This is a genomic window from Telluria sp. ZT3P25 (assembly GCF_059685895.1).
In genome coordinates this window covers 1,637,741-1,663,923 of record NZ_JCASIJ010000001.1, presented here as the reverse complement: position 1 = coordinate 1,663,923, position 26,183 = coordinate 1,637,741, and the positions used below count along the sequence as shown (strand labels likewise).

The 26,183-nt window shown below is 64.4% G+C and carries 19 protein-coding genes and 2 tRNA genes; 6 read left to right on the top strand and 15 right to left on the bottom strand.

The features are described 5' to 3' along the window. Positions 1-99 precede the first annotated feature (99 nt). The 4 genes from cphA to bcaP form a co-directional block, all read right to left on the bottom strand. Positions 100-2,733, bottom strand: a complete 2,634-nt coding sequence (cphA, locus tag AC56LY_RS07550) for a cyanophycin synthetase (RefSeq protein ID WP_499578009.1) — start codon at positions 2,731-2,733, stop codon at positions 100-102. 90 nt (positions 2,734-2,823) lie between these two features. Further along, positions 2,824-4,278, bottom strand: coding sequence for an iron-containing redox enzyme family protein (locus AC56LY_RS07545; RefSeq protein ID WP_499578006.1), 1,455 nt, complete (start codon positions 4,276-4,278; stop codon positions 2,824-2,826). Between the two features lie 144 nt (positions 4,279-4,422). Next, entirely contained in the window at positions 4,423-5,037 is a 615-nt protein-coding gene (locus tag AC56LY_RS07540; protein ID WP_499578003.1) for an isochorismatase family protein, read from the bottom strand. Between the two features lie 113 nt (positions 5,038-5,150). Further along, positions 5,151-6,551 (bottom strand): branched-chain amino acid transporter BcaP, encoded by a 1,401-nt coding sequence (gene bcaP, locus AC56LY_RS07535; RefSeq protein WP_499578000.1) that lies wholly within the window; start codon positions 6,549-6,551, stop codon positions 5,151-5,153. 377 nt (positions 6,552-6,928) lie between these two features. Between bcaP and AC56LY_RS07530 the strand changes: the two genes are divergently transcribed. Continuing rightward, on the top strand, positions 6,929-8,983 hold the full coding sequence (locus tag AC56LY_RS07530; RefSeq protein ID WP_499577999.1) for a GGDEF domain-containing protein: 2,055 nt from the start codon (positions 6,929-6,931) through the stop codon (positions 8,981-8,983). 12 nt (positions 8,984-8,995) lie between these two features. Here the strand turns inward: AC56LY_RS07530 and AC56LY_RS07525 are convergent, their stop codons facing one another. The 6 genes from AC56LY_RS07525 to AC56LY_RS07500 all read right to left on the bottom strand — a co-directional run bounded on the left by AC56LY_RS07525 (position 8,996) and on the right by AC56LY_RS07500 (position 13,659). Next, positions 8,996-10,978 (bottom strand): MHYT domain-containing protein, encoded by a 1,983-nt coding sequence (locus tag AC56LY_RS07525; RefSeq protein WP_499577997.1) that lies wholly within the window; start codon positions 10,976-10,978, stop codon positions 8,996-8,998. Positions 10,979-11,246: 268 nt separating this feature from the next. Continuing rightward, positions 11,247-11,321, bottom strand: a tRNA-Val gene (locus tag AC56LY_RS07520). Positions 11,322-11,463: 142 nt separating this feature from the next. Continuing rightward, positions 11,464-11,538, bottom strand: a tRNA-Val gene (locus tag AC56LY_RS07515). A 56-nt stretch (positions 11,539-11,594) separates the two neighbouring features. Further along, the gene (gene dnaQ, locus AC56LY_RS07510) at positions 11,595-12,296 is read right to left on the bottom strand and encodes a DNA polymerase III subunit epsilon (protein ID WP_499577995.1); all 702 of its coding nucleotides are present in this window, start codon (positions 12,294-12,296) and stop codon (positions 11,595-11,597) included. 79 nt (positions 12,297-12,375) lie between these two features. Next, positions 12,376-12,840, bottom strand: coding sequence for a ribonuclease HI (gene rnhA, locus AC56LY_RS07505; protein ID WP_499577993.1), 465 nt, complete (start codon positions 12,838-12,840; stop codon positions 12,376-12,378). A 30-nt stretch (positions 12,841-12,870) separates the two neighbouring features. Further along, the gene (locus AC56LY_RS07500; protein WP_499577991.1) at positions 12,871-13,659 is read right to left on the bottom strand and encodes a class I SAM-dependent methyltransferase; all 789 of its coding nucleotides are present in this window, start codon (positions 13,657-13,659) and stop codon (positions 12,871-12,873) included. 26 nt (positions 13,660-13,685) lie between these two features. Here AC56LY_RS07500 and gloB point away from each other — a divergent pair, with 26 nt between their 5' ends. Continuing rightward, complete coding sequence (gene gloB, locus AC56LY_RS07495) at positions 13,686-14,501, top strand: hydroxyacylglutathione hydrolase (RefSeq protein WP_499577988.1); 816 nt, start codon at positions 13,686-13,688, stop codon at positions 14,499-14,501. Positions 14,502-14,508: 7 nt separating this feature from the next. Here the strand turns inward: gloB and aceB are convergent, their stop codons facing one another. Next, positions 14,509-16,098 (bottom strand): malate synthase A, encoded by a 1,590-nt coding sequence (gene aceB / locus AC56LY_RS07490; protein WP_499577986.1) that lies wholly within the window; start codon positions 16,096-16,098, stop codon positions 14,509-14,511. Between the two features lie 171 nt (positions 16,099-16,269). Between aceB and AC56LY_RS07485 the strand changes: the two genes are divergently transcribed. Further along, on the top strand, positions 16,270-17,175 hold the full coding sequence (locus AC56LY_RS07485) for a LysR family transcriptional regulator (RefSeq protein WP_499577984.1): 906 nt from the start codon (positions 16,270-16,272) through the stop codon (positions 17,173-17,175). 92 nt (positions 17,176-17,267) lie between these two features. Here AC56LY_RS07485 and AC56LY_RS07480 read toward each other — a convergent pair whose 3' ends face one another. The 3 genes from AC56LY_RS07480 to upp form a co-directional block, all read right to left on the bottom strand. Further along, positions 17,268-17,471: a cold-shock protein gene (locus AC56LY_RS07480; protein WP_137176112.1), complete on the bottom strand. Its 204-nt coding sequence runs from the start codon at positions 17,469-17,471 to the stop codon at positions 17,268-17,270. Between the two features lie 318 nt (positions 17,472-17,789). Then, positions 17,790-18,161: an Hpt domain-containing protein gene (locus AC56LY_RS07475; RefSeq protein ID WP_499577981.1), complete on the bottom strand. Its 372-nt coding sequence runs from the start codon at positions 18,159-18,161 to the stop codon at positions 17,790-17,792. Between the two features lie 7 nt (positions 18,162-18,168). Then, positions 18,169-18,819: a uracil phosphoribosyltransferase gene (gene upp, locus AC56LY_RS07470; protein ID WP_482898636.1), complete on the bottom strand. Its 651-nt coding sequence runs from the start codon at positions 18,817-18,819 to the stop codon at positions 18,169-18,171. A gap of 465 nt (positions 18,820-19,284) precedes the next feature. Here upp and AC56LY_RS07465 point away from each other — a divergent pair, with 465 nt between their 5' ends. Further along, entirely contained in the window at positions 19,285-21,021 is a 1,737-nt protein-coding gene (locus AC56LY_RS07465; protein WP_499577979.1) for a putative bifunctional diguanylate cyclase/phosphodiesterase, read from the top strand. Further along, positions 21,018-22,511: an HDOD domain-containing protein gene (locus AC56LY_RS07460; RefSeq protein ID WP_499577978.1), complete on the top strand. Its 1,494-nt coding sequence runs from the start codon at positions 21,018-21,020 to the stop codon at positions 22,509-22,511. Before AC56LY_RS07465 ends, AC56LY_RS07460 begins: the two co-directional genes overlap by 4 nt. Before the next feature lie 33 nt (positions 22,512-22,544). Here the strand turns inward: AC56LY_RS07460 and aroC are convergent, their stop codons facing one another. Further along, positions 22,545-23,639 (bottom strand): chorismate synthase, encoded by a 1,095-nt coding sequence (gene aroC / locus AC56LY_RS07455; protein WP_499577976.1) that lies wholly within the window; start codon positions 23,637-23,639, stop codon positions 22,545-22,547. A gap of 228 nt (positions 23,640-23,867) precedes the next feature. Here aroC and AC56LY_RS07450 point away from each other — a divergent pair, with 228 nt between their 5' ends. Further along, the gene (locus tag AC56LY_RS07450) at positions 23,868-26,183 is read left to right on the top strand and encodes a GGDEF/EAL domain-containing response regulator (RefSeq protein WP_499577975.1); all 2,316 of its coding nucleotides are present in this window, start codon (positions 23,868-23,870) and stop codon (positions 26,181-26,183) included.

Genomic DNA, 26,183 nt, shown 5'->3' with positions numbered 1-26,183 from the left:
CTATTTCGAATGAGCAAGCCCACATGAGCTGAGCCTGCTTACACCGTGAGGAATTGCTCAATAATTCTACTCTGACCCTAATTGTTCGTGATCTTGGGGCTATGTCGTTTGGGCGGCGATCAGGGCGGCGCTTTCGGGGTCGGTGACGCGGATGGCGTCGACGAAGACTTGCAGGGACGAGCCGCAGGCGAAGATCAGGACGTCGCCCGGCTTGCACAGGCTCAAGCCAAGGCGGATGGCGTTGCCCACGTCCAGTTCGCGGTGCAGCGTGTCGCTGATGCCCACGACTTCTTCGGCGCCGGCCAGGATCAGGTCGACCGCTTCGCCGGGCTCGCGGCCGCGGCTTTGCGATTCGTAGACCACCAGCTCGTCGAAACGCTCGCCGCAGACGCGGCCGACCTGTTCGAGATCGGTGTCGCGACGGTCACCGGGCGCGGTTACGATGCCGATCAATTGACCGGGCAGCATGCCGCGGGCCATGTCGGCCATGGCGGCGTAGGCAGCCGGGTTGTGCGCGTAGTCGACGATCACCGTCACGCCGCGCACATCGAACATATTGGTGCGCAGCGGGTTCGTGCGGCCGTTCGAGACAAAAGTCGACAGGCCGGCGGCAATCTGCAGGTGGTTGAAGTTGGCCGCCATCAGGCCGGCAGCAGCGGCCAGGGCATTGGCGATGTTGAAGCGTGCGAGGCCGCCGAACGAGACCGGCATGCTTTCCACCCGCAGCACGGCCTGCTGGCTGTGGCCATCGGCCAGCACCACCGCGCCATCCTGCAGATAGGCCCCGCGCCCGCCGTCTTCCAGGTGCTTGAGCATCACCGGGCTTTCCGGATCCATCGAGAAGAACAGCACTTCCGCGCCCGGCTTGACGCGGCGCGCCATCTGCACGCACAGCGCGTCTTCGGCATTGAGCACCACCGCCTTCGAGGCCGACTGTGCCACCACCGCTTTGACTTGCGCCAGGTCTTCGACGGTGTCGACGCCATCCAGGCCCAGGTGGTCGGCCGCGATGTTCAGTACGATCGCGACGTCGCAGCGGTCGAACGCCAGCCCGCGCTTGAGAATGCCGCCGCGCGCCGTTTCCAGCACCGCAACCTCGACTTCCGGCGCGCCCAGTACCGTGCGCGCCGACCAGTAACCGGTGCAGTCGCCCTTGACGACCTGCTTGCCGTCGATGAACACACCTTCGGTCGTCGTCACGCCGGTCACCTTGCCCGCCATGCGCGCCGCGTGCGCGACCAGCAAGGTGGTGGTGGTCTTGCCGTTGGTGCCGGTCAGCGCGATAACGGGAATGCGTCCATCGGTCTTGCCCATCAAGCCTTCGACGATGGCATCGCCCGCATCACGCGGTTCGCCCGCGCTCGGGTACTGGTGCATGCGGATCCCGGGGGCGGCATTGACTTCGATGACAGCGCCCCGCTGCGCCGCGAGCGGCTGCGCGATGTCCTGGCACACGATGTCGATGCCGGCCACGTCCAGGCCGATCTTGGCGGCGGCGCGCACGCACAACAGGCGCGTCGACTCCGGCAGTTGATCGGTCACGTCTTCGGCGGTGCCACCGGTCGACAGGTTCGCATTGCCGCGCAGTTCGGCCGTGACGCCCACCGGCAGCACGCTGTCCACATCGAACCCCTGGCGCGCCAGCATGTCGTTCGCGTGTTCGTCGAGCGTGATGCGGGTCAGGATGGTCGCATGACCGGCGCCGCGCGCCGGATTGGCGTTTTCGATCTCGACCAGTTGGCGCACCGTCAGGTTGCCGTCGCCGACGACGTGGGCCGGGCGGCGGCACGAGGCGGCAGCCACGCGGCCGCACGCCACCAGCACGCGGTAGTCGCGGCCTTCGACATGGCGTTCGACGATCACGCGCCGGCCGAAGCCACGGGCAAATTCGAACGCCAGCGCCACATCCTCGGGCGTCGCGCACGCCACCGTCACACCTTTACCCTGGTTGCCGTCCAGCGGCTTGAGCGTGACCGGCACCGCCAGGCGCCGTGCCACGCGCAGCGCCGCTTCGACGGTCGTGACCACGTCGCCCTCGGGCACAGGCACGCCAGCTTCCTTCAGCAGCGCCTTGGTCAACTGCTTGTCGCTGGCAATCTTGACCGCGATGAAGCTGGTCTCGCCCGTTGTCGTTGCTTGCAGGCGCTTTTGGCGCACGCCCCAACCGAGCAGGAACAGGTTCGCTTCTTCAGTGATGCGCTGGGTCGGAATGCCGCGCTCGTGCGCCGCCGCCAGTACGGCTGCCGTGCTGGTACCGATCGCATAGCGCCCGGCGATCCCGCGCAGTTCTTCCAGACGCGGCGCGAGCACGAACGCTTCGCCGCGCGCGAGCGCCGTGACCAGGTCGACTGCCAGATCGAACGCCGGCTCGGCCAGCTTTTCACTGCTGTACGCGACGACCACACGGAACTGGCCCGGATGCCCGTTCACCGGCCGCGTACGGCCAAAGGTGGCGGGCGCGCCAGCCAGCGCCTGCAGTTCCAGTGCGACGGTCTCGACCACGCGGCCCAGATAGGTGCCAGCCGCCAGACGTTGGGCGAAGCCACCCGGGGCGCCGTCGGCGAGCAACGCGCCACCCAGTGCCGGCAGCAGCGCGAGCAGCGCCTCGTTGAAGCCGGGGATGTCCCGGGTCGAGATGCCGTACAGGTCTTCCAGATCGATGACGGACAGCAGGCAGGGTGAGTCGGCGTGGACGTTCGGTCCGCGCAGGAAGCGTTGTTCCAGGATTTGCACGTTGGTGTTCCCTTGTTATGGTGTTGATGAAGCGACGGCCGGCACACGTTCTCCACGCGTACCGGCCGCTTTGTGCACGATTCGTCCGCCTCAGGCGTCGAACAGTTGCGTATACATCCGGGTGGCCATCAGGCCCACCGTGGTGTGGTGCACTTCAGGCGACAGCAGGCGCGCCAGCAGCGCCATGGCTTCCTGCTTGCCGCTGCTGGCAGCAACCTGCTGCTCCAGCACGCGCAGTTCGTTGCCCGTGTCCTGCGCATCCGCGCCGGTATGGCGACGGATCAGGCCGCGCACCGGGAATGCGGTCCCGCGCTCGGTGCCCAGACCGTGCTGGTCGAGCGTACGCTGGCGTGCGCGCGCCGTCAGCACGCGCGGGCCTGCAGCTTGTCCGCCATCCGGATTGCTGGTGATCCAGTCACGCACCACCTGCAATTCGTAGGCGCTGAACACGCCGAACATCTCGGCGCGCTCGCCTTCGACCAGGCGCCAGAAGCGGCTGTGCTCGACCTGCTCACCACGCTTGATCCAGCCAGCCTCTTCCAGTGCTGCCAGGAAGGCCGGGATCTGCGCTGGCTCGGTCAGCCAGTCGTTGACCGAACGGCCTGCCACGCGGCAGTAATCCGAGTGCATGTTTTTGCCGACGACACTCTTGGCCGCCATGATGTCGACCAGCTCGTCCTGCAGATCGAACTCGCCGATCACGGACGTCGTGCTCGCGCCCAGCTCATTCAGACGATAGCCATTGACCACGCGCTGCCAGAAGGCATCGCGGTCACCCACGCGCGGCATCAGGTCGTGCACCGATTGCACCGCCTTGCGGGCATGACCGCTGGCGGCATTGTCGACTGTGACGTGCAGCGTGAAGTAGTACGGGTCGATACCCAGTTCGTTCAGTTCGTAGGACGTGATCAACAGGTGCAGCGGCAATTGTTCGTAACCGAGGTTATAGCCGATGATTTCAGGCAGGTAATGCTCGGCGTGGTGACCCAGCGCCAGTTGCAGCGCACCTTGCAGGAAATGGTCGTCGCTCAGACCATCCCAGTTGTCGCAGCCGTGCGTGGCCAGCAGCTTGCGGTACAGCGTGACGTGGTTCTTGTCCGGCAAACCATCGCCGAGCTCTTCGAGGTAGGTCTTGATCAGCGGATGGAATGCGACGTCGTCCCACTGGCGCACCAGGCCATACAGCCAGGCACCATCGACCAGCTTGGTCGGGGCCACGCCCTTGATGAAATAAAGCGCATGGGCGCGCGTGCTGAAATACCGGCGCGGCGCGCCGTTCTTGCGCGCAGCCAGATAATCGCGGTATTCCTGCCCCACGATTTCGGTGCGCTCTTCGATCCATGCTTGCAGATCGTTGATATTCGATGGCAAATCGACCGGCAGCTCACGCGCAAGCGCGATCTGGTCGTCGATGAACGATTTGGCGACATCAGGCTGCGCTGCCGGGTCGGCATACAGCGAGAAGTACAGATTCCTGGCGCCCTGCCCGGTAGGCAGGGGAGCATTCTGGACGCCTGGCGCGTCGGCTAACAGCAATGGGATCATGTCTCGACTCTTGAAATGCGTTCTATGGACGGTGACGCATTATCCGTGCTGAACGGTTTCAAGAAAATCGGTAGGCGCGCTGTGAGCCTGTAAGATAGGGATTACAAAAATATTATCGATTGACGTAATCGTCGACCCAGTCGATCACGCTGCCGCCCCCAGCGCCAGGTCTGCCACGAGGCCGGTGCCCGCCAGTTGTACTGGCATTGCACCACGCTCGAGCATCTGCTGCAGCGCGCGATCACCGTCGTCAGCCTTGACGTTGACGGCGCGTATCGCCTCAGTGGCAAGCAACACATCAAAGCCTGCCGCCAGCGCGTCAAGCACCGTATTGAGCACGCAATAGTCCGTTGCCAGTCCGCACACGACCAGGCGCCGGATGCCACGCTCACGCAGCGTGTCTGCCAGGCCAGTGCCATTGAAGGCCGAATACGCGTCGACATCAACCGTGGTTGCCTTGGAGACGACCACGGCGTCGTCCAGCTGCAAGCCTGGCGCAAAGCGCGCGCCGTCGCTGCCGGCCACGCAGTGCACAGGCCACGGGCCACCTTGACCAGCGAACGAACAGTGCAGCGCAGGATGCCAGTCGCGCGAGACGTACACCGGCAACGCATGCGTGCGGTACAGGTCGATCAGGCGATTGATCGGGGCCAGCACGGCGTCACCTTGCGGGACGCCCAGGCTGCCGCCGGGGAGGAAGTCGACCTGCGGGTCGACGATCAGGAGGGCGTCGCCCCCACCCAGCACGATGGCACTCATGGTTGTTTCCTTTGCTATTCGTTCACATAACGCCATGACAGCGTCGCCAACGAGAGCCTACCATGAAGCCCCGTGCCGGCAGGGGCGCAAAACACACAGCTTGTTGTCGTGTCTTACTGCGGCGTGTTGTTCAACAGCGAGTGCTTGCGTGCATAGCCGAAGTACACGATCGCGCCGATGCTCAGCCAGATCGCGAACGCGACCCAGGTGTGCCAGCTCAGGAACGACATCAGGACCAGGCAGAAGATGATCGCCAGGATCGGGATCAAAGGCACGGCCGGGCAGCGGAACGCGCGTGGCAGGTCAGGACGCTTCTTGCGCAGCACGATCACGGCGATCGAGACCAGCGTGAAGGCGGCCAGCGTGCCGATATTGACCAGCTCGGCCAGCACGGTCAGCGGCACCACGGCAGCGATCAAGCCGAAGATGATGCCCACCAGCCAGGTCGCGAAGAATGGCGTGCCGTATTTCGGGTGCACCTTCGACAGGCGCGCCGGCATCAGGCCGTCACGCGACATCGCAAACAGGATACGGGTCTGGCCATACGCCATCACCAGCATCACGGTGCTCATGCCCAGGATCGCGGCCAGATCGACGAAGCCGGCGACCCAGTCTTCACCGGCCACCTGCAGCGCCAGCGACACCGGATGGTCGACACCCTTGAAGTCCATGTGCGGCACGATGCCGGTCATGATCGCAGCGACCACGACGTACAGGATCGTGCAGATGATCAGCGAACCGATGATCCCGATTGGCAGATCGCGCGCCGGGTTCTTGACTTCTTCGGCGGCCGATGTGACGGCGTCGAAGCCGATGAAGGCAAAGAACACCAGTGCGGCGGCGCTCATCACGCCCGTCATGCCGTAAGGCATGTACGGCTGCCAGTTCTCCGGCTTGACGTGGCCCACGCCGACGGCGATGAACAGCAGCACGACACTGATCTTGATGATCACCATCACGTTGTTCAAACGAGCCGACTCGCGCATGCCGAGCGACAACAGGAACGTGATGGCCATCATGATCAGGAAGGCCGGCAGGTTGAACAGGGTTTCGACGCCCGGGCGCGCGCCCGGGGCGGCGGTCAGCGCGTCCGGCAGCACGAGGCCAAAGCCCGACAGCAGCGACTGGAAATAACCCGACCAGCCGACCGCAACGGTCGAGGTCGCCAGGCCGTATTCGAGCAGCAGGTCCCAGCCGATCATCCAGGCGACGAATTCGCCCAGCGTAGCGTAGCTGTAGGTATAGATGGAACCGGCGACCGGGACGGTCGAGGCGAATTCGGCGTAGCACAGCGCGGCAAAGCAGCACGCCATTGCCGCGATGACGAACGACAGCGACAGGCCGGGGCCGGCCGTGACGGCGCCGGTGCCGGTCAGCACGAAAATACCGGTGCCGACGATGGCGCCGATACCGAGCAGGATCAGGTCGGTCGGGCCGAGCACTTTCTTGAGGCCGCCGGGCTTGGCGCTTGCGGCGATCATCGCGTCCAGATTCTTGGTTCTAAAAATACTCACTACGTGTTCTCCAATCAAATAATGGTGTGGTCCCGCGTCTTGTCATTACTGCGCTCGCCTGGTGGGTGGGCGCACTCCCGAGATCCTGCCTGGTGGGCCGGCTTGCCTGACCTTGAAACCGCCGCTGCTGTACCTGTCGCCTCTCGGCTTTTTTACAGGTGTGCCAATATAACCAGAATGTTGTCTCGAATCAAAGCAATCTGGCGAAACTCCTGCAATTTACGTGCCCACTGGCAAATTCGGCAAGCGTTGCGTAAACAGCGCGCCCGGCCCGGCCTTTCTTGATTTCCCAAATACAACATTCGATAATGGGTGGCAGATTCCATCCCATCTCGCATGGGCCGCCTCCCGCCGTTCGCACACCGCCGTTCCCCGCCATGACTGTTACTCCAGGCCACCTGACCGCCCTGCTTGCCGCGCCTGCCTCACGCAGCGATGGCTTACGGCGCGTGGCTGTGGCCAGTACGCTGGCATTGACGCTGGCGCTTGGCGGCGTCATGCCAGACGCAGCAGCCGCGCCGCATGCCGCAGCGCGCCTCGACGAGATCGCCGCAATTGCCGAACAGGATCATGCACTGGGGCGCACTACCCTGGTGCAGGAAGGCCCGACGCTGATCGCCGGCGCGCCCTACGCGGTGCGGATTCGCTATCTGTTCCTGCTGCGCCGGGTGCATGTCGATGGCGGCAATTTCCGCGCAGCCTATGACACCAATGAACAGATCATCAAACTGGCCACGGCCGCGCACGATCCGCGCAATCTGGCCGTCGCCAGCCTGGGCCGCGTGTATCGCCTGATCGAAAACAACGATCCTGCCGCGGCGCTGGGCTTGCTGGAAACGCTCGGCAGCCGCTACCGCGATCTCGACAGCCTCGAATTCAAGGGCGGCTTCGATGCGCTCCAGGGCGCCGCATTCAGCGCCGTGGGCCAGTACGACCGCGCCCTGCAGTACTTCCTGCGCGCGCTCGATCTGGTGCAGAACCATCCTGACCTGTGGAGTCCGCGCAAGGCCGATATCCTGCTGGCGATGGCGCGCATGTACGTCAATGCGCGCGACCCCGCGCATGCGCTCGAGACGCTGCGCGAGGTCCGGGCCGGCACGACACGCCTGCCACCGCGGCTGGACGCCACGGCGTCGTTCTTCGAAGGCCGCGCGCTCGTCGCGCAGGATCAGCCGGAAGCGGCGCTGGTGGCATTCGAGCGGGCGCTGGCGCTGGCGCAAACCCATCAACTGCTATCGGTCCAGGCCAATGCGCTGGGCAATATCGCCAACGCCTACCTCAAACTGGGTCGCTACGCGGACGCCGAAAGGGCCGCGCGCGCCGCCTTGATACCAGCGCAGCGCAGCGAAGACAAAATCAGCCTGCACATGGCCACCGCGAACCTGGGCTTTGCGCTGTTCGGCCAGCGCCGCTATCAGGAAGGCATGCGCCTGGTCGACGAGGTCAGCGTGGCCATGCGCCGCGCCGGCGCGCTGTCCACGCTCGTGCGGATCCTGGCCGAGAAAAGTCTTGCACTGGAGCGCGCCGGGCGGTTCAAGGAAGCGCTCGCCACACTGCGCGAACGCGAAACCGTGCTGCAGCAACTGTCGCTGGATGACCGCAACAAGGCGGTCTCGGCGCTGCAAGAACAGTTCAAGTCGCGCGAGCGCGCCGCCCAGATCGACAGCCTGCGCCTGGAAAATACGGCAAAGGATGCCGAACTGCGGCACCGCACGCTGATCCAGACGGTGGCCTCGCTGGGCGCCGCACTGGCCCTGCTGCTGTGCGCGGGCGTGCTCTGGCTGTACCGCAAGTCGGAGCGCACCGGCCAGCGTCTGTCGGAATTGAACGCCGAACTGGCCCACCATTCGGCGCACGACCCGCTTACGGGATTGCACAACCGGCGCTCGTTCCAGGACCGCATGCGCAGCCGCACCGGCGAGGCGGCGCCGCAACCGGACGCTGCCGATTGTTTCACGCTGCTCGACATCGACCACTTCAAGCGCATCAACGATGACTACGGCCACTCGGCCGGCGACGCCGTGCTGGTCGAAGTGGGCAAGCGCCTGCGCGCAACGCTGCGCGAGTCGGACATGGTGCTGCGCTGGGGTGGTGAAGAATTCCTCGTATATTCGCAGGGCGTCACGCATGCGCAGCGGCCACTGCTGGTGCGCCGCATCCTCGATGCGCTGGCCAGTTCGCCTGTTTTGCTGGCCGACGGCACCCGGCTGGCCATCAGCGCGACGGCCGGCGCCGTTGCGCTGCCGTTCGCGCCGGGCGAGGACGAGCCGCCCGCGCCGGCGATGGACTGGCAACAAGCCATCGCCCTGGCCGATCGCGCCATGTACAAGGGCAAGGAAGCGGGTCGCAATCGTGCGTACATCGTGGCCGGCCTGCGGCGCCCGGAAGGGGCGCTGCAGCTCGACCTGGTGCTGCCGGGTGTGGCGGCCTGAAGCCTAGGGAAGCTAGACGGCTGGCGCCGGCATGCGGCGCGCATTGACTGCCGCCACCGTCTGCAGCAGCGCCGCTGGTACCAGCGGCTTGGCCAGGAACTCGTCGAACCCCGCTGCCAGCACCTTCTGCTCGTCTTCCCTGCGCGAAAACGCCGTCAGCGCGATCATGGGCACGCTGGCAATCAGGCGGTCAGGCAAGGCGCGCACCTTGCGGATGAACTCGAAGCCATCGATGACCGGCATGCCGATATCGCTGATGATCAGGTCGGGCCGGTGCAGCCCGATCAGGCGCAGTGCTTCCTGCGCGCCGGTGGCAGTCAGGATCGTGGCCTGGCTGGGTGCCAGCACGGCCTGCACCAGCTCGAGCGAATCGAGCGCGTCGTCGATCACCAGCACGGTCAGGCCTTGCAGCGCGAGCGCTGTCAGTGGCAATCCCTGCGCCGGCGCCGCGACGGCAGGGGCGTCGGCGGACGCGGCAACGCTGCTGCTTGCCAGCGGCATGCGCAGCGTGAACGCGGCGCCCTTGCCTTCGCCTTCGCTGGCCACGCTCAGTGTGCCACCCTGCAACTCGATCAACTGGCGCGCGATCGCCAGCCCCAGGCCAAGGCCCCCATGGCGCCGCGTCGACGACGCATCGGCCTGACGAAAACGGTCGAACACGAACGGCAGGAAGGCGGCAGGGATGCCCGCGCCGGCATCCTGCACGGTGATTTCGCTGGCGCCCGCGACGGCGCGCAGCGTCACGGTCACTACGCCGCCCGGCTCGCTGAACTTGATGGCATTGGACAGCAGGTTTACCAGCACTTGCTGCATGCGGCCACTGTCGCCGAGGATGCGCCCGGCACCGGGGTCGAGCTGGCTGACCAGTGTCACCTGGCGTGCCAGGGCGACCGGCCGCGTCGTGTCGAGCGCCGCGTCGATGAACTCGTGCGGCTGCAGCGGTGCGCTGTCGATCCGCACCTTGCCGGCCAATAAACGGCTCATGTCGAGCATGTCTTCAATCAGTTCCGACTGCGCGCGCGCATTGCGTTCGATCGTGCCCAGGCCGCGCCTGAGCGCGGCCTCGTCGCGCCCGCCCTGCAGCAGCAATTGCGACCAGCCAAGCATCGCGTTGAGCGGCGTGCGCAGTTCATGCGACAGCGTGGCCAGGAAGTCATCCTTCATCTGGCTGACGTTTTCGGCGTCGAGCCGCGCCTGCTGCTCGATCAGGAACAGCTTCTGACGCTCGGCCGCGGCCACGAGCGAGGCAGCGATGGTCTCGTTGCGCGCCGCAAGCCGCGCATCGAAAATCGTGGCCAGCAGCGTGATGCCCAACAGCGACACCGTGGCGAGCGTGACGAGCGCCGCCAGGTAATCCTGATCGACGCCTACCAGCGCAGCGCGGCAGATGCTGCCCGGCGCGAAATGGGCCGCGGCCATGCCGGTGTAATGCATGCCGGCGATGGCGCTGCCCATGACGACGCTGGCCGCCAGCTGCAGTCCGGAGCGCGGGCGCCCTGCTTCGTGCATGCGCATGCCGATCTGCAGGGCCAGCGCCGACACGCTGATCGCGATGAGCACCGACAGCGCGAACAGCCACGGAATATACGTGATCGCAGGATGCATCTGCATGCTGGCCATGCCGGTATAGTGCATGGCGTTGATCGCCAGCCCCATCAGCAGTGCACTGCCGGCAAGATGCCGCGGCTTGACCGTGCGGTGCCGTACTTGCCAGAGCGCCAGACCGGACGACACCACGGGCAACAGCCACGAGACGAAGGTGCTCATGGCGTCGTAGCCGATCGGCAGCGGGAGGCGGAATGCCTGCATCCCGATGAAGTGCATCGCCCAGATGCCGCTGCCCATGGCCAGGGCCCCGCCGGCAACCCAGGCATAGCGTGCGCGCCCGTTTGTCTGCTTGACGCGCGTGACCAGGCTCAGGGCCGTGTACGACGCCAGCACGCCGACCAGGACCGAGACGATGACCAGGAAAGGGTGGTAATTGCCATTCACCATAAAAAGTTCGCTGGCTGTGAGTATCGAATGCCGGCACGCGCGCTGTCATCGCGCCCATGCCCGTGTGGTTGTCCGCCAAGTGTACAGGGCCTGGCGCGCGGCGCGGTTGAATTCCGGGCGCGTGTCACCCTATAAACCATTGTTTTTTATGACAATTAGTCATGCCAGATGCTCGACCGAAGGTCAATCTGGTTCACATCCTGAGGCCCAGGACGCAAAAAAGGCCTGCACGGTGACGTGCAGGCCTTGATCGGACAACCATATTCGTTGGTGGGAAGTGCAAGTTTCGAACTTGCGACCCCTGCAGTGTGAATGCAGTGCTCTACCCCTGAGCTAACCTCCCAGCGAGGCCGTATTATGCCACAGCCGATAAATTATGCCAAATGGCAATCGGCGGATGAAACCCGTACTGCGTTGCCTGCATGTGCTCGATGCCGCGCGCGTAAACGAACAAGGCCAGCATGTCTGCTGGCCTTGAAAATTCTTGGTGGGAAGTGCAAGTTTCGAACTTGCGACCCCTGCAGTGTGAATGCAGTGCTCTACCCCTGAGCTAACCTCCCGAAGCGAGGCATATTATGGCACAGAATTATTCCGGCGTCACCCCTGTACCCGGCAATTAAGCAGCATACGTGCGCCAGACACAGCTACCTTTGACGCTTTTGTCCAGGCCGGCCAGCACCGCATCGTGCTCGGCCAGTTCATCGCTGGCGGCTGCCACGACGATGATGTCGCCCAGCGGCACGATCTCGAGCGCCTCGCCGTCGTGCGTGGTTTCTTCTTCCACGTCCATCGTCAGCGAATTCTGGCCACGCGTCATCGCCAGATACACATCGGCCAGCAGCTCCGAGTCGAGCAGCGCGCCGTGCAGTTTGCGGTGCGCATTCGAGATATCGTAGCGGTCACACAGTGCGTCCAGCGAATTGCGCTTGCCAGGGTGCAGCTCTTTCGCCTGTACCAGCGTATCGATGACGCCATCGCAATACTGGACGAATGGCGGCAGGCCCATGCGCGTAAATTCAGCGTTCAAAAAACCCAGATCGAACGGCGCGTTATGGATGATGACCTGCGCGCCCTGGATGAAGTCGCGCAATTCGTGCGCAATCTCGTGGAACTTCGGTTTGTCGCTGAGGAACTCGGTGGTCAGGCCGTGCACGGCCAGCGCGCCCTCATCCGATTCGCGTTCGGGATTGATGTAGCAGTGGTAGTTGTTGCCGGTCAGCTTGCGATTGAAGATTTCAACGCAGCCGACCTCGATGACGCGGTCGCCGGTGCGGGGGTTCAGGCCTGTGGTTTCGGTATCGAGAACGATCTGACGCATGGTGCAATTCTTCAAAGTGGGTGCGGGCGCAGTATAACAACTGCGGTGGCGCGGTGTGCAGCGAGGATCGCGGGACCGATCACCGCCGTACCGACGCGGCGCCCTTGTTGGCCAGCACGTCGGCCCGCTCGTTACCCGGGTGGCCATTGTGGCCGCGCACCCAGCGCCATTCGACGGCGTGCTGCTGCTGGGCCAGGTCGAGCGCCTTCCACAGGTCTTCGTTCTTGACGGGCTCTTTCGCCGCCGTTTTCCAGCCGCGCGCCTTCCAGCCATGAATCCATTCGGAGATCCCTTTCTGGACGTACTGGCTATCGGTGTGCAGCACGACTTCGCATGGCCGGTTCAGCACACCCAGCGCCTCGATCACGGCGCGCAATTCCATGCGGTTGTTGGTGGTATTCGGCTCGCCGCCGAAGATTTCCTTTTCATGCCCGTTCGACACCAGCAGCGCGCCCCAGCCGCCGGTACCCGGATTGCCCTTGCAGGCGCCGTCGCTGAAAATCTCGACCCGGGTCGGGTTGACGTCGTTCTTGACTTCACTCATTGCTGTACTCGTTGGTTCGCTCATGCCCTGCTAATCACTTTCTATTCGTTCTATGCGGTTCGCCGCCGGCACTGCCGCCGGCCGCTTGCTCGTTTTCTTGTTCCATGCGGGGCCGATCAGGTGCATGCCCTTGACGCGCTTGATCGCATGCACCACGTAGACCGCACCAAGGTAGGGCCACCAGCGTCCGCCGGCCGCTTCCATCATCGCAAAACGGCTGAGCCAATGGGCGGTGCGGCATGGGGGCGCGTAACAGCCGAAGTGGCTGCGCGTGGCGCTCAGATTGAGCAATTTTAGCCAGTCTTTCAGGCGCGGCATAGAAATGAATTCGCCCGTGTCCGGCAGGTAGCCATTGCGCGTGACCCGTCCGAGCCCCTGGCGCATGCCCCACAGGCTGGCCGGATTGAAGCCGCAGATGATCACCTGCCCTTCCGGAATCAGGATGCGCTCGACTTCGCGCAGGACCTGGTGCGGTTCTGCCGTGAACTCGAGCACGTGCGGCAGCACCACGAGGTCGACGCTGCTCGACGCAAACGGCAGCTCGGTAAAGTCGGCCGCGGCCGCGATCTGGCGGCCGCTTGAAGCGAATGCGAGTTCGTCGGCATTCGACGTGCGCGTGGCAACCTGCCAGCGGTTGGGCATGCGGCTGGCGGCCAGCGCATCGAGCTGCGGCACGCCGATCTGCAGCGCGTTGTAGCCGAAAATATCCGCCGTCAGCTCTTCCAGGCAGGCTTGCTCGAACGCGCGCACGTACGCGCCGGCTGGCGATTGGAGCCAGTTGTCGAGCGCTATAATGGATTTCTCGGCAGCGCTATCCATGCCACCTCTTGACCATACACATGACCATGAGACCTCCACGGCAGCCGGCGCTGTCGGTACTGACAGTGCCGGCCTTCAAAGACAATTACCTCTGGCTGGTTCACGACGGCACGCATGCGGCCGTCGTCGATCCGGGCGACGCAGCACCGGTGCGCGCGGCGCTGGCCGCGCACGACCTGCGCCTGACCGCCATTCTACTCACCCATCACCATGCTGACCATATCGGTGGCGTGCCGGCCCTGCTCACCGAATGGGATGTACCGGTGTTCGGCCCGAAGAACGATGGCATTGATCTTGTCACCGACCCATTGGTGAAGGGTGACCGCATCACCGTGCCGGGCATCGATATGACGCTCGACGTGCTGGACGTGCCGGGCCATACGCTGGGGCACATTGCCTATGTGCGGCGCGACGATGTGCGGCCCGACGATCACGCGCCCTGGCTGTTCTGTGGCGACACGCTGTTTGGCGCCGGCTGCGGACGCCTGTTCGAAGGTACGCCGGCGCAGATGCACGCGTCACTGACACAACTGGCGGCGCTGCCCGACGAGACGCTGGTGTACTGCGCGCACGAATACACGCTGTCGAACCTGGCGTTCGCGCAGGCCGTCGATGGAGGCAATGCGGCGCTGGCCGCGCGCGTGGACGTCGATGGGGCCAGCCGCGCTGCTGGTCAGCCGACCATTCCGTCGACGATCGCGCTGGAAAAAGCCACCAACCCGTTCCTGCGGGTAACGACAGCGCCGATTGTACACAGCCTCGTCGCTGCCGGCCGTGTTGCGGAAGGCGCAACGCCGCTCGAGGTGTTCACGGCGCTGCGGGCGTGGAAGAATACGTTCTGACGCGGGGTCAGATTTCCTCGTACAGCGGCAAGGTCAAGAATTCAGCAAACTCTTCCGCCGTCGACATCTGCTCGAAGATGACGGCGGCGCGCTCGTAGCTGGCGTGCGTGCCATCGGCCGCCACCAGTTTGACCTTGTCCAGTTCTTCGGGAATCATCGCGCGCACCATGTCGGCTGTCACCTTGCGGCCATCTTCCAGCACGCCCTTGGCGGACCGGATCCATTGCCACACCTGCGAGCGGCTGATCTCGGCCGTCGCGGCATCCTCCATCAGGTTGTGGATCGGCACGCAGCCATTGCCAGCCAGCCAGGCGCCCAGGTAGTGGATGCCGACATTGATGTTGTAGCGCAGGCCGGCTTCGGTGATCGGTGCTTCCGGCTTAAAGTCGAGCAGTTGCGCAGCTGTCACGACAACGTCGGGCCGCCCCTTGTCGAACTGGTTCGGGCGCTCGCCCAGCACTTTCGTGAATTCTTCCATCGCCAGGCCCACCAGCCCCGGATGCGCAACCCAGCCGCCGTCATAGCCATCGGTCGCATCGCGCGCCTTGTCGTTGCGCACACCACCCATCGCGACCTCGTTTTTCTCCGGATCGTTCTTGATCGGGATCAGCGCAGCCATGCCGCCGATGGCCGGCGCACCGCGTGCATGGCAGGTCTTGAGCAGCAGCAGCGCGTAGGCGCGCATGAATGGCGCCGTCATCGTCACTTTCGCGCGGTCGGCCAGGCAGAAATCGCTGTCGCGCTTGAACTTCTTGATGCACGAGAAAATGTAATCCCAGCGGCCCGCGTTCAGGCCGGCGCTATGCTCGCGCAGCTCGTACAGGATTTCATCCATCTCGAAGGCGGCCAGGATGGTTTCGATGAGCACCGTCGCCTTGATCGTGCCTTGCGGGATGCCGAGCAGGTCCTGCGTCATCACGAAGATGTCGTTCCACAGGCGCGCTTCCAGGTGCGACTCGAGTTTCGGCAGGTAGAAATACGGGCCGGCGCCCCGTGCCAGCAGCTCTTTCGCGTTATGGAACATGAACAGTGCGAAGTCGAAGATGCCGCCGGAGACGCGCTTGCCGTCGACCAGCACGTGTTTTTCATCGAGATGCCAGCCGCGCGGACGTACCAGCAGCGTGGCCACCTTGTCGTTCAGGCGGTACGACTTGCCATTCTGCTCGAGCGAAATGGTTTTGCGGATCGCATCGAACAGATTGATCTGGCCACTGATCTGGTTATCCCAGTTGGGCGTGTTCGAATCCTCGAAGTCGGTCATGTAGCTGTCGGCGCCCGAGTTCAGGGCGTTGATGATCATCTTGCGCTCGACCGGCCCGGTGATCTCGACGCGGCGGCAGTGCAGCGCGGCGGGAATCGGGGCGATGCGCCAGTCGCCGTCGCGGATCGCGGCGGTCTCGGGCAAGAAATCCGGGCGCTCGCCGGCGTCCAGGCGCCCTGCCCGCTCGGCCCGTGCAGCCAGTAATGTCTGGCGACGCGGCTCGAAGGCACGCGTGAGCGTGGCGACCAGCGCCAGCGCCTCCGGGGTCAGGATCTGTTCGTACGCCGGCTGGATGGTGCCGGTAATTTCCATGCCTTGGGGGATGCTGAGGGACATATCGACTCCTGAAGATGAATGAAAATCGCGTGCGACGCCGGACCGGGCTTGCCCTGCTTGGCGTTCAAGTTGGCTTCCAGTATATTCACCTCAGTAACGCTAAACGAGACAATTACTCACTTCATCTGTGTGTTTTTGTATTAAATCAACGCAGACAACAGGACCGTTTGCATGAGCAAGTTCACCCAGATGACCACCTTTGTCGAGGTCGTCGCGCGCGGCAGCCTGTCGGGCGCGGCGCGCGCCGAGGGCATCGCACCAGCCATGATCGGGCGCCGGCTCGATGCGCTCGAAGCGCGCCTGGGCGTCAAGCTGCTGCGCCGGACGACGCGCAAGCTCGTGCTGACTGACGAAGGCATGGCGTTTCTCGAGGATTGCCAGCGCATTCTGGGTGACCTGGGCGAAGCCGAAGCGGCGGTCTCGGAACGCAGCGGCCATGCATCGGGCCACTTGACGATCTCGGCGCCGGCCGGCTTCGGCCGCCAGCACGTGGCACCGCTGCTGCCGTCGTTCCTGGCCGAGCACCGCGACGTGACGGCCAACCTGAACCTGAATGACCGCGTCATCGACCTGGTCGGCGATGGCGTTGATGTGGCGATCCGGATCGCCCGCCTCGGGGACTCGAATCTGGTGGGCGTCAAGCTGGCCGACAACGGCCGCGTGCTGGTTGCCGCGCCCGCTTATCTGAAGCGCCATGGCACGCCCCGTGTACCTGGCGACCTGGCGCGCCACAATTGTCTGGCGATGAGCAGCGAAGGCAGCCAGCGCGGCTGGACCTTCCTCGAGAATGGCAAGCCGGTCACGCTGAAGGTCAGCGGGAATATGGTGTGCAACGACGGCGCCGTGCTGCATGCCTGGGCGCTGGCCGGCAAGGGCCTGGCGTGGCGTTCGATGTGGGAGGTGGGCGAGCAGATCGCCAGTGGCGAACTGTGCACGGTGCTGGACGACTTCGCCGCGCCCGGCAACGATATCCACGCCGTGTTTGCGCAGCGCCGCCATCTGCCGCTGCGGATCCGCGCCTTTGTCGACTTCTTGCGCCGCAGCTACGCAGCGCCCGACTACTGGCGGCAACGCTAAAGAGGCAGACCAGACCAGAATCTGGAAGCGACAGACGAAAAAAAATCCCCGGCAGTTCCGGGGATTTTGGTCTCGCAACGCCTGTTAGGCGATTACAGAGGCTGGATGTTCGAGGCTTGCTTGCCCTTAGGGCCGGTGGTCACGTCGAACGAAACGCGCTGGTTTTCCTGCAGCGACTTGAAGCCGTTGCTCTGGATAGCCGAGAAGTGCGCGAACAGATCTTCGCCGCCTTCATCAGGGGTGATGAAGCCGAAGCCCTTCGAGTCATTGAACCATTTAACGATGCCAGTTGCCATTACAATTTCCTATTTCGGTTAGTTGGGCTTACGCCCGTTTTAGATCGTTTGAAGAAGCAAGAAAGAAATGACAGACAGACTGCACTACTACCTCGAACCCAACGATCCCACATTATACCGAATATTTCTCGCGCATGCCCTATTCGTTCAACAAAATACGTAAGTAGCCCCACGATTCCTGCTGTCAATAAACGCGCCGGCGCAATTTTTTAATTCGGTATGCAGCAAAGAATAGAGGCAAGGACCGTTGATTTGTTTGCGCTTGATCAAATTCCGGTCTGCTCGACAATTGTGCGCACCACTTGCGTGGCGGCTGGTTCAGGTCAGTGCTTTGGGATCGCGCAGTGCGGCAGCAATGTACTCGTCGAGCTCGGCGCGCCATGCCTGCCAATCGCTGGCGCCGACGCTCTCGAACGCGCGCAGCACGCGCAACCGTTGTTCGAGCAGGCGCGCGTGATGCCCCAGGCCCCGGAACCCGAAGGTCGCGGCCGAGCCTGCCAGCGTGTGGAGCATCGCCTGCAGTTCAGCCGCCGGTCCGGCCGGGTCGAACCCGGGCGCGCCGGCCGATGCGAGCTCTTGCGACAACGCCGTCAGGCGCCCGAACGTGGATGGCAAGCGCGCTGCGAACTTGTCATTCAGTTCGGCCAGGCGGGCAAAGAATTGCTGGTCAGCCGGCTGCGTCATGGTCATGGCGGCCTTATTTGGTGCCAAAGATACGGTCGCCCGCATCGCCCAGGCCCGGGATGATGTAGGCATGCTCATCCAGGTGCGAGTCCAGCGACGCGACATAGACCTTGACGTTCGGGTGGGCATCCTGCACCACCTGGATGCCTTCCGGCGCCGCCACCAGCGCCAGGAACAGGATCTGCTCGTCCTGCACGCCACGTTTCTTGAGGACGTCGATCGCGTGCACTGCCGAGTTGCCCGTGGCGACCATCGGGTCGCACAGGATGAAGGTGCGATCGGTCGTGTCCGGCAAGCGGACCATGTACTCGACCGGTTCATGCGTCTTGGGATCGCGGAACACACCGATATGCCCGACGCGCGCCGATGGCACCAGTTCCAGCAAGCCGTCGCTCATGCCGATGCCGGCGCGCAGGATCGGCACCACAGCCAGTTTCTTGCCAGCGATCACCGGGGCATCGATCGTCACCAGCGGCGTGCGGATCTGGCGTGTCGTCAGTGGCAGGTCGCGCGTGATTTCGTAGCCCATCAGCAGCGTGATCTCGCGCAGCAACTCGCGGAACGTGCGCGTTGACGTGTCGTGCTCGCGCATGTGCGACAGCTTGTGCAGGATCAGCGGGTGATTCAGGATGAAGAGGTTCGGGAAGCGCGGATCTTGGTTCATGGCGGGCTCGACAGAGTCAATAAAGCTTGAGAGCCAGCATTATCACAGGCACAACGTCGTTTGTCCCGGCTCAGGCCGAAAAAATTGTGTGCCGGTGGTGCCGACAGGTGTAATCCGGTCGCCCGCCTGCCCTTGCACCTTGTTACCCGTCATGCATCCAGAACCATCAGCGTCGGTAAGCGCAGCACATGAATGTGTCATGACCGCGCAAATGTCGTTGCATTAAGGCACTTAATTAACGGACAGACATTTTCTACTCAGCAATAATCAGCGACAATACGTAGATGACCCGGCGTACACACGCTGTCCGTCATGCGTGGATGCGAACGCACCGTACGTTGTTCATTCTGATGCAGTACGGAATTTTTCAGTGATAGACTCGTCCCTGGTTTGTTCGCCCGGCACGGATAACGAGATGACATCGGCATGTATCGACATGCCGCGAAACGAGAGCCCTGACCGACCATGCACCTCCCTTCCTGCGACGCCCCCCATTCGCCGCCAGCGCACCTGCCGCAGGCGAGCCTGCTCGACGGTCTTCTGGAAAGTGCGGGCGATGCCGTGTTCCGGGTGGCCGCGAGCGGGACGATCCGGGCTGCGGGCACGCGCGCCCAGCGCTTTCACGGGTACGCGCCCGGCTGTTCGCTGGTCTCGCTCGTGCACGACGTCGACCAGGCGGCCCTGCGCCACGCACTGAACGGCGCGGCCAGCGCGCACGAAGCGGCCCTGGTCCAGGCGCGCTTTCGCATTGGCGAGCAGGATATCTGGTTCGAATTGCGCATTGCCCGGCTGACGACGGGCGACGATGCGCAGATCCTCGTGATCGGGCGCGACATGTCGACGCAGCATGCAACCGAAGAGCGGCTGCGCCACATGGCGACCCACGACGCGCTGACCGAATTGCCGAACCGCCTGCTGCTGGCCGACCGCATCCGCATGGTGATCTCGAACGCACGCCGCTCGGGCCAGGGGTTTTCGGTCGTGGCAATCGGCCTGGACGGGTTCAAGAAAGTCAACGATGGCCTGGGCCATCCGCTGGGCGACGCCGTGCTCCAGATGGCAGCCAGCCGCCTGCGCCGGGTCTTGCGCGACAGCGACACGCTGGCGCGCGTTGGCGGCGATGAATTTGTCGCCGTGCTGCCGGGCACGTTCAGCGAGGCCCAGATCAAGCTCGTCACCGGGCGCCTGATGGCCACGCTGCAGTCGCCCTTCGAGACGGGCGGCCACACGATCTACCTTGGCGCATCGATTGGCGTGACGATCTACCCGGACCACGCCGAAGACGAGGTGCGCCTGGTAACGCTGGCCGACGCCGCGTTGTCGCGTGCCAAGGAAACCGGCAAGGGCCGCACCGTTGTCTACAGCCCGGCCGACCAGGGCCCGTCCGAACACGATATCTCGCTCGAGGCGGCCATGTTCAAGGCCGTGCGCGAAGGCGAATTCCTGCTCTACTACCAGCCGATCGTCGACGCCCGCACGCGCGTTATCGAAGGCTTCGAAACCCTGATGCGCTGGAAACACCCGACCCTCGGCATGGTGCCGCCGGTCCGCTTCATCCCCATTGCAGAAAACAATGGCCTGATTAATCTGCTGGGCGCGTGGGCACTGAAGGCAGCCTGCATGCAGATCCGTCAGTTCCAGGAAGTCGCCGGCCGCGAACTCTACATCTCGGTCAATATCAGCCCGCGCCAGTTCCGCAGCGACCGCTTCCTGACCGTGCTCGACGAGGCGCTCACGCTGTCGGGCGCGCAAGGCCACCAGTTGGTGCTGGAAATCACCGAGGGCACGCTGATGGTCGATCCGGTGCATGCCGAAGCGGTCATGGCGAAAATGGTCGAACGCAATGTGCGCATCGCGATCGACGATTTCGGCACCGGCTACTCGTCGCTGGCGTATCTGAAGCGGTTCCCGATTTCGGTACTCAAGATCGACCGCGCATTCGTCAAGGACCTGCCCGGCTCGCAGAAGGACGCCGCGATCTGCCGGGTGGTGCTCGACCTGGCCAGGCACCTGAGCCTGGCGGTCGTGGCCGAGGGCGTCGAAACCGAAGACCAGTTGGTCTGGCTGGACGGACAGGGTTGCCACTACATCCAGGGCTACCTGACGGGTAAGCCAATGCCCGCCAATGTGGCCGTCACGGCACTCAACGAAAACCTCTACACCGCTCTTCTGCCGGCCGACACCCGGACAGGCACACCATGACCTTACCCAACACCGCCGCGCGCTCGGCGAAAGCGCAAGCCACCCTCGCCCTGCTGTGGGAACGCATCCGCCGCCAGGGCGACATGCCCGGCTTTACCAAGGCGATCAATGCCATCCTGGCGTCGATGCGCGGCGAGGACGAGCGCGATTTCTCGATGACGCAGACGGTCCTGTCCGACCCGGTGCTGACCCAGAAGGTCCTGCGCCTGGCCAACAGCAGCATGTACGCGGCGTTCGGCCAGCACGTCAACACGATCTCCAAGGCGGTGCTGGTGCTGGGCACCGACAGCATCGGCCACCTGGCGCTGGGCCTGAAGCTCATCGAGGAGCTCGGCCGCAGCACGCCGGACACCGAAGTGGCCCACATCGAGATGGAAAAAGCCGTGCTGGCCGGGATGGTAGCGCAGCAACTGGCCGCCGGCGCGCAGGCGCGCAATCCGGAAGAAGCCGTCGTGTGCTCGATCCTGCATTCGCTGGGCCGGATGATGATCACGTTCTACATGCCCGAGCGCTGGACCCTGATCCAGGCCGCAGCTGCAGGCGGCGACGACACTGCTGCCGCCCAGGACGTGCTGGGCCTGCATCTCGAAGACCTCGGCCGCGCCACCGCCGCCCATTGGGGTTTGCCGGGCAACCTGGTGGCCGGCATGCGCCGTGTCGAACCGGGCGAACGGGGCGACGGCTTCGAGCACGACGACTGGCTGGCGGCGCTGGGCACGATGTCCACCCGCACCGCCGATGCGTTGTGGGCCGACGATGCCGCCGGCGCCGCCAAAGTCGCCGAGCTCGCCGAGCAGTTCGCGCCGATGCTGGGCATCTCACCGGCCGGCATCCTGGCATCGATCGAGCAGGCCCGGCTTGAGGCCGCGGCCGATCTGTCGATTGCACCGCTGGCCAGACCCGCCGAGAAACGCGCGCGCCTGGCCGCGGCCACGCGCAGCCGCATTGCCGGCAACAAGATTCTGATGGGCGGCGTGGCCGACATGCGCGAGGCAGGCCCGAACGCCACTGCCGGCCAGATGATGTCGCTGGCACTGGAAACCATGCACGAGGGACTGTCGTTTGCGCGCTCGTTTGCGTTCGTGCGCAACCGGCGCGACGGACGCTACGCAGCGCGCCTGGCACTGGGCGCCAACGCCAGGACGCTGCAGCCGGACCTGACCTTCGACGATACTTACGAGGCGAACGTGTTCCACGCGGCGCTGGCGAGCGACCGCGTGATCTTCATCGAGAATGCGCACGACGCCAAGTTCGTGGCCAAGCTGCCGGACTGGTGGAAAGCTTCGCTGTCGCAGGCCCGCTGCTTCGTCGTGATTCCGCTGTGCGCGCACGGCCAGCCGGCCGGCTTCATTTATGGCGACTGGGACGACACCTACCCGCAGGTGATCCTGAGCCAGACCGAGTTCGGCCTGCTCAACGACATGCGCGCGCTGGTGGTGCGCACCGTCGAGCGGCGCCACCAGATGGAAGCGATCGCAACCCGCGTCTGAACGGGCGGTCTTGGCAACCCCAGCCGCTGACGCTCAGGTCAGCCGGGGCGTGGCGACCCGGACGTCGCCACACTGCGCGCGGTGCATCAGCGCATGGTCGATCAGCACCAGCGCCAGCATCGCTTCGGCAATCGGCGTCGCGCGAATGCCCACGCACGGATCGTGGCGACCGAAAGTTTCCACCAGCGCCGGATTGCCTTCCTTGTCGATCGAGCGGCGCGGGACGCGGATCGATGACGTTGGCTTGATTGCCAGCGACACCGTGATGTCCTGGCCTGTCGAGATGCCACCCAGGACACCGCCGGCGTGGTTGCCGACGAAACCTTCTTGCGTCAGCTCGTCGCCATGGACCGAACCGCGCTGCGCCACCGAGGCGAAGCCGGCGCCGATCTCGACGCCCTTCACGGCATTGATGCCCATCATCGCGTAGGCGATGTCGGCGTCGAGCTTGTCGTAGATCGGCTGGCCCCAGCCCACCGGTACGCCGCGCGCGACGACGTCGATGCGTGCACCGATCGAATCGCCGTCGCGGCGCAGCTGGTCCATCGCGTCTTCCATGCGCTGCAGCAGCGCAGCATCGCCCGTCGCGGCAAAGAACGGGTTGGCATGCACGTGTTCCCAGCCTTCGAACGGCACGGCAATATCACCCAGTTCACGCATGCAGCCCAGGAACTCGGTGCCATATTGTTCGCGCAGCCATTTCTTGGCGACGGCGCCGGCGCCCACCACGGGCGCGGTCAGGCGCGCCGATGAACGGCCGCCGCCGCGCGGATCGCGCACGCCATACTTGTGCCAGTAGGTGTAGTCGGCATGGCCGGGACGGAAGCTCTCGGCGATATTGCCGTAATCCTTGCTGCGCTGGTCTTCGTTGCGAATCAACAGCGCGATCGGGGTGCCGGTCGTGACGCCCTGGTAGACGCCGGACAGGATCTCGACCCGGTCGGCTTCCTGGCGCTGCGTGACGTGGCGCGACGTGCCGGGCTTGCGGCGATCGAGGTCCAGCTGGATATCGGCTTCGGTCAGCGCCATGCCGGGTGGGCAGCCATCAATGACGCAACCGATTGCAGGGCCGTGCGACTCGCCGAAGGTGGTGACGGAAAACAGCTTGCCAAATGTATTGCCGGACATGGATAGGAAGGGGGTACAGTTTGATCGAACTGGCATTTTAACAGGCGATCCAATTAGCAGAAACGCATAATCTGCACATGGCCCTCGCCAAAATGTTGCCAACAGGATATATTTAGCAAGTTACTGGCAGTTCGTATTCCTCCGTGAGCAACCGGCTACTTCCTTTCCAAATTACAAATGCCTATATACTGGACGTACACATGCCAAGCATCCCTGGAGACGTAGCACATGCCAGCTTTGACGCCGCCGTCCGGACCACCGCAGGATGATCACACGATGGATGATCTCGTCTTCGCCGACGAAGTCGTCGTCGTCCCCGTCGCTACGCTTTCGCCATGGCGGATCCTGGTGGTCGACGACGATGCAGACGTACATTCGACAACACTCTTTGCACTCGGCAACGTCGAGATGCAGGGTCGTCCGCTGGCCTTCCTGCATGCCTACTCGGCCACCGAGGCCTTCGCCGTGCTCGGCCGGGAACGCGATATCGCCGTGATCCTGCTGGACGTCGTGATGGAACGGGCGGATGCCGGCCTGCAGTTGGTGCGCCGCATCCGCGACGAACTGGGCCTGCATGACGTGCGCATCATCCTGCGCACCGGCCAGCCCGGTTACGCCCCCGAGATGGAGGCGATCCGCGGCTATGACATCAATGATTACCGCACCAAGTCGGAACTCACGCGGACCAAGCTCTACACGGCAGTGGCCGCAGCGATCCGCTCCTACGAGCAGCTGTGTGCGCTCGAAGCGAACCGGATCGGCATGGAATGCATCGTTGCCGCCTGCGCGCAGCTGATGGCACTGCACGGCGTGCGCGATGTGGCATATGGCATCCTGAGCCAGGCCGGCAAGTTGATCGGACAGCCGGCCGACGGCGTGCTGTGCACCCGTGAATTCGGCGACGGCACCGGCGCCAGCGCCTTCGGCCCGCTGGGCGTGGTGGCCGCCTGTGGCGCCAGCCGCGACCTGGAAGGCTGCGAGCTCGATGCGCAGTACGACGATCCGCACGTGACCCGGCTCGCGCAGGCTGCCGGACGCACACTGGCGCGGCGCGCCTGCACGGCCGAGGACGGTGTCCTGGCGTTGTTCTTTCCTGGCAAGGCGGGGCGCGATTTTGTCGCCTGCATACCGCTCGGGCGCACGATCAGCGACGTCGAGATCCGCCTGCTGAAAGTCTTTTGCGGCATGGTGGCCGTCAGCCTGGACAATTGCGAACTGGTCACCGACCTGCACAAGTCGGCCTTCCACGATCCGCTGACGGGCCTGCCCAACCGCACGCGCATGGTCGAACTGATCGACGCCAAGCTGGTGGCAGGCTCAGGCTCCGGCCCCGACCACGCTGACGACGCCGTGCTGGCACTGGTCGATATCGACCACTTCGCCGAAACCAACGATGCCCTCGGCCACCGCTTCGGCGACCTGCTGCTGGCTGCCGTCGCGCAGCGCCTGTGCACGCGCCTGGCGCCCGGTCTCGCACCTGCTCTCAGCATCGGACGCATCGGCGGCGACATCTTTTGCGTACTGGGCAATGCCCACCTGGTCCAGCCAGCCCTGCTACAGGCACTGTTTCTCGAAGCGTTCCACATCGATGGTCAGGACGTGCAGGTGTCGTCGACGCTGGGCCTGGTGCGCCTGGCCGAACACGACGGCAGCGGCGCCGATGCGCTCAAGGATGCCGACATCGCGCTCAAGCGCGCCAAGCTGCAGCAGCGCGCCGGCCACTGTTATTTTTCGCGCGGCATGGGCGTCGAGATCCGCGAGCGCGTGCGCATGATGCATGCGCTGCGCAGCGGCTTCCGGAACGGCGAACTGTTCCTGGCCTACCAGCCGCAGATCGACCTGGGCACCAACCGCGCCTTTGGCGCCGAGGCGCTGCTCCGCTGGCGCCAGCAGGACGGCCAGCTGGTATCGCCCGACCGCTTCATCCCGATTGCCGAATACTCGGGCCTGATCGTCGAGATCGGCGAATGGGTGCTGCGCCAGGCCTGCATGGAATTGCTGCGCCTGCGCGCCGCCGGTCACACGGCGTTCACGATGTCGGTCAATGTTTCGCAAGTGCAGCTGCGGCACCCGCACTTTCTCGACATGCTGCGCCGCGCGCTTGACGATACGGGCGCGCCGCCCGAATTTATCGAGCTGGAAATCACGGAATCGATGGCGATGGAAGAGCCGGCCGTGCTCGTCGAAAAGCTGGCGCACGTCAAGCGCACCGGCGTGTCGATCGCGATCGACGATTTCGGCACCGGTTTTTCATCACTGTCGCATCTGCAGCGGTTGCAGGTCGACCGGCTCAAGATCGACCGCACGTTCGTCACGGAAATAACCGGTTCGGCGCGCGGCAGCAGCATCGCGCAGATGGTGGTGCAACTGGGCCGCAATCTGGGCCTGTCGGTGATTGCAGAAGGGGTGGAAGACGAGCGCCAGGCGCAGATCCTGCGCCAGCTCGGATGTCCGCTGGCCCAGGGCTTCCTGTATTCGCGGCCCTTGTCGCCCGAGGCGCTGCTGGTCTGGCTGGCAGGCGAACCGGTCACGCAGGCAGCGTGA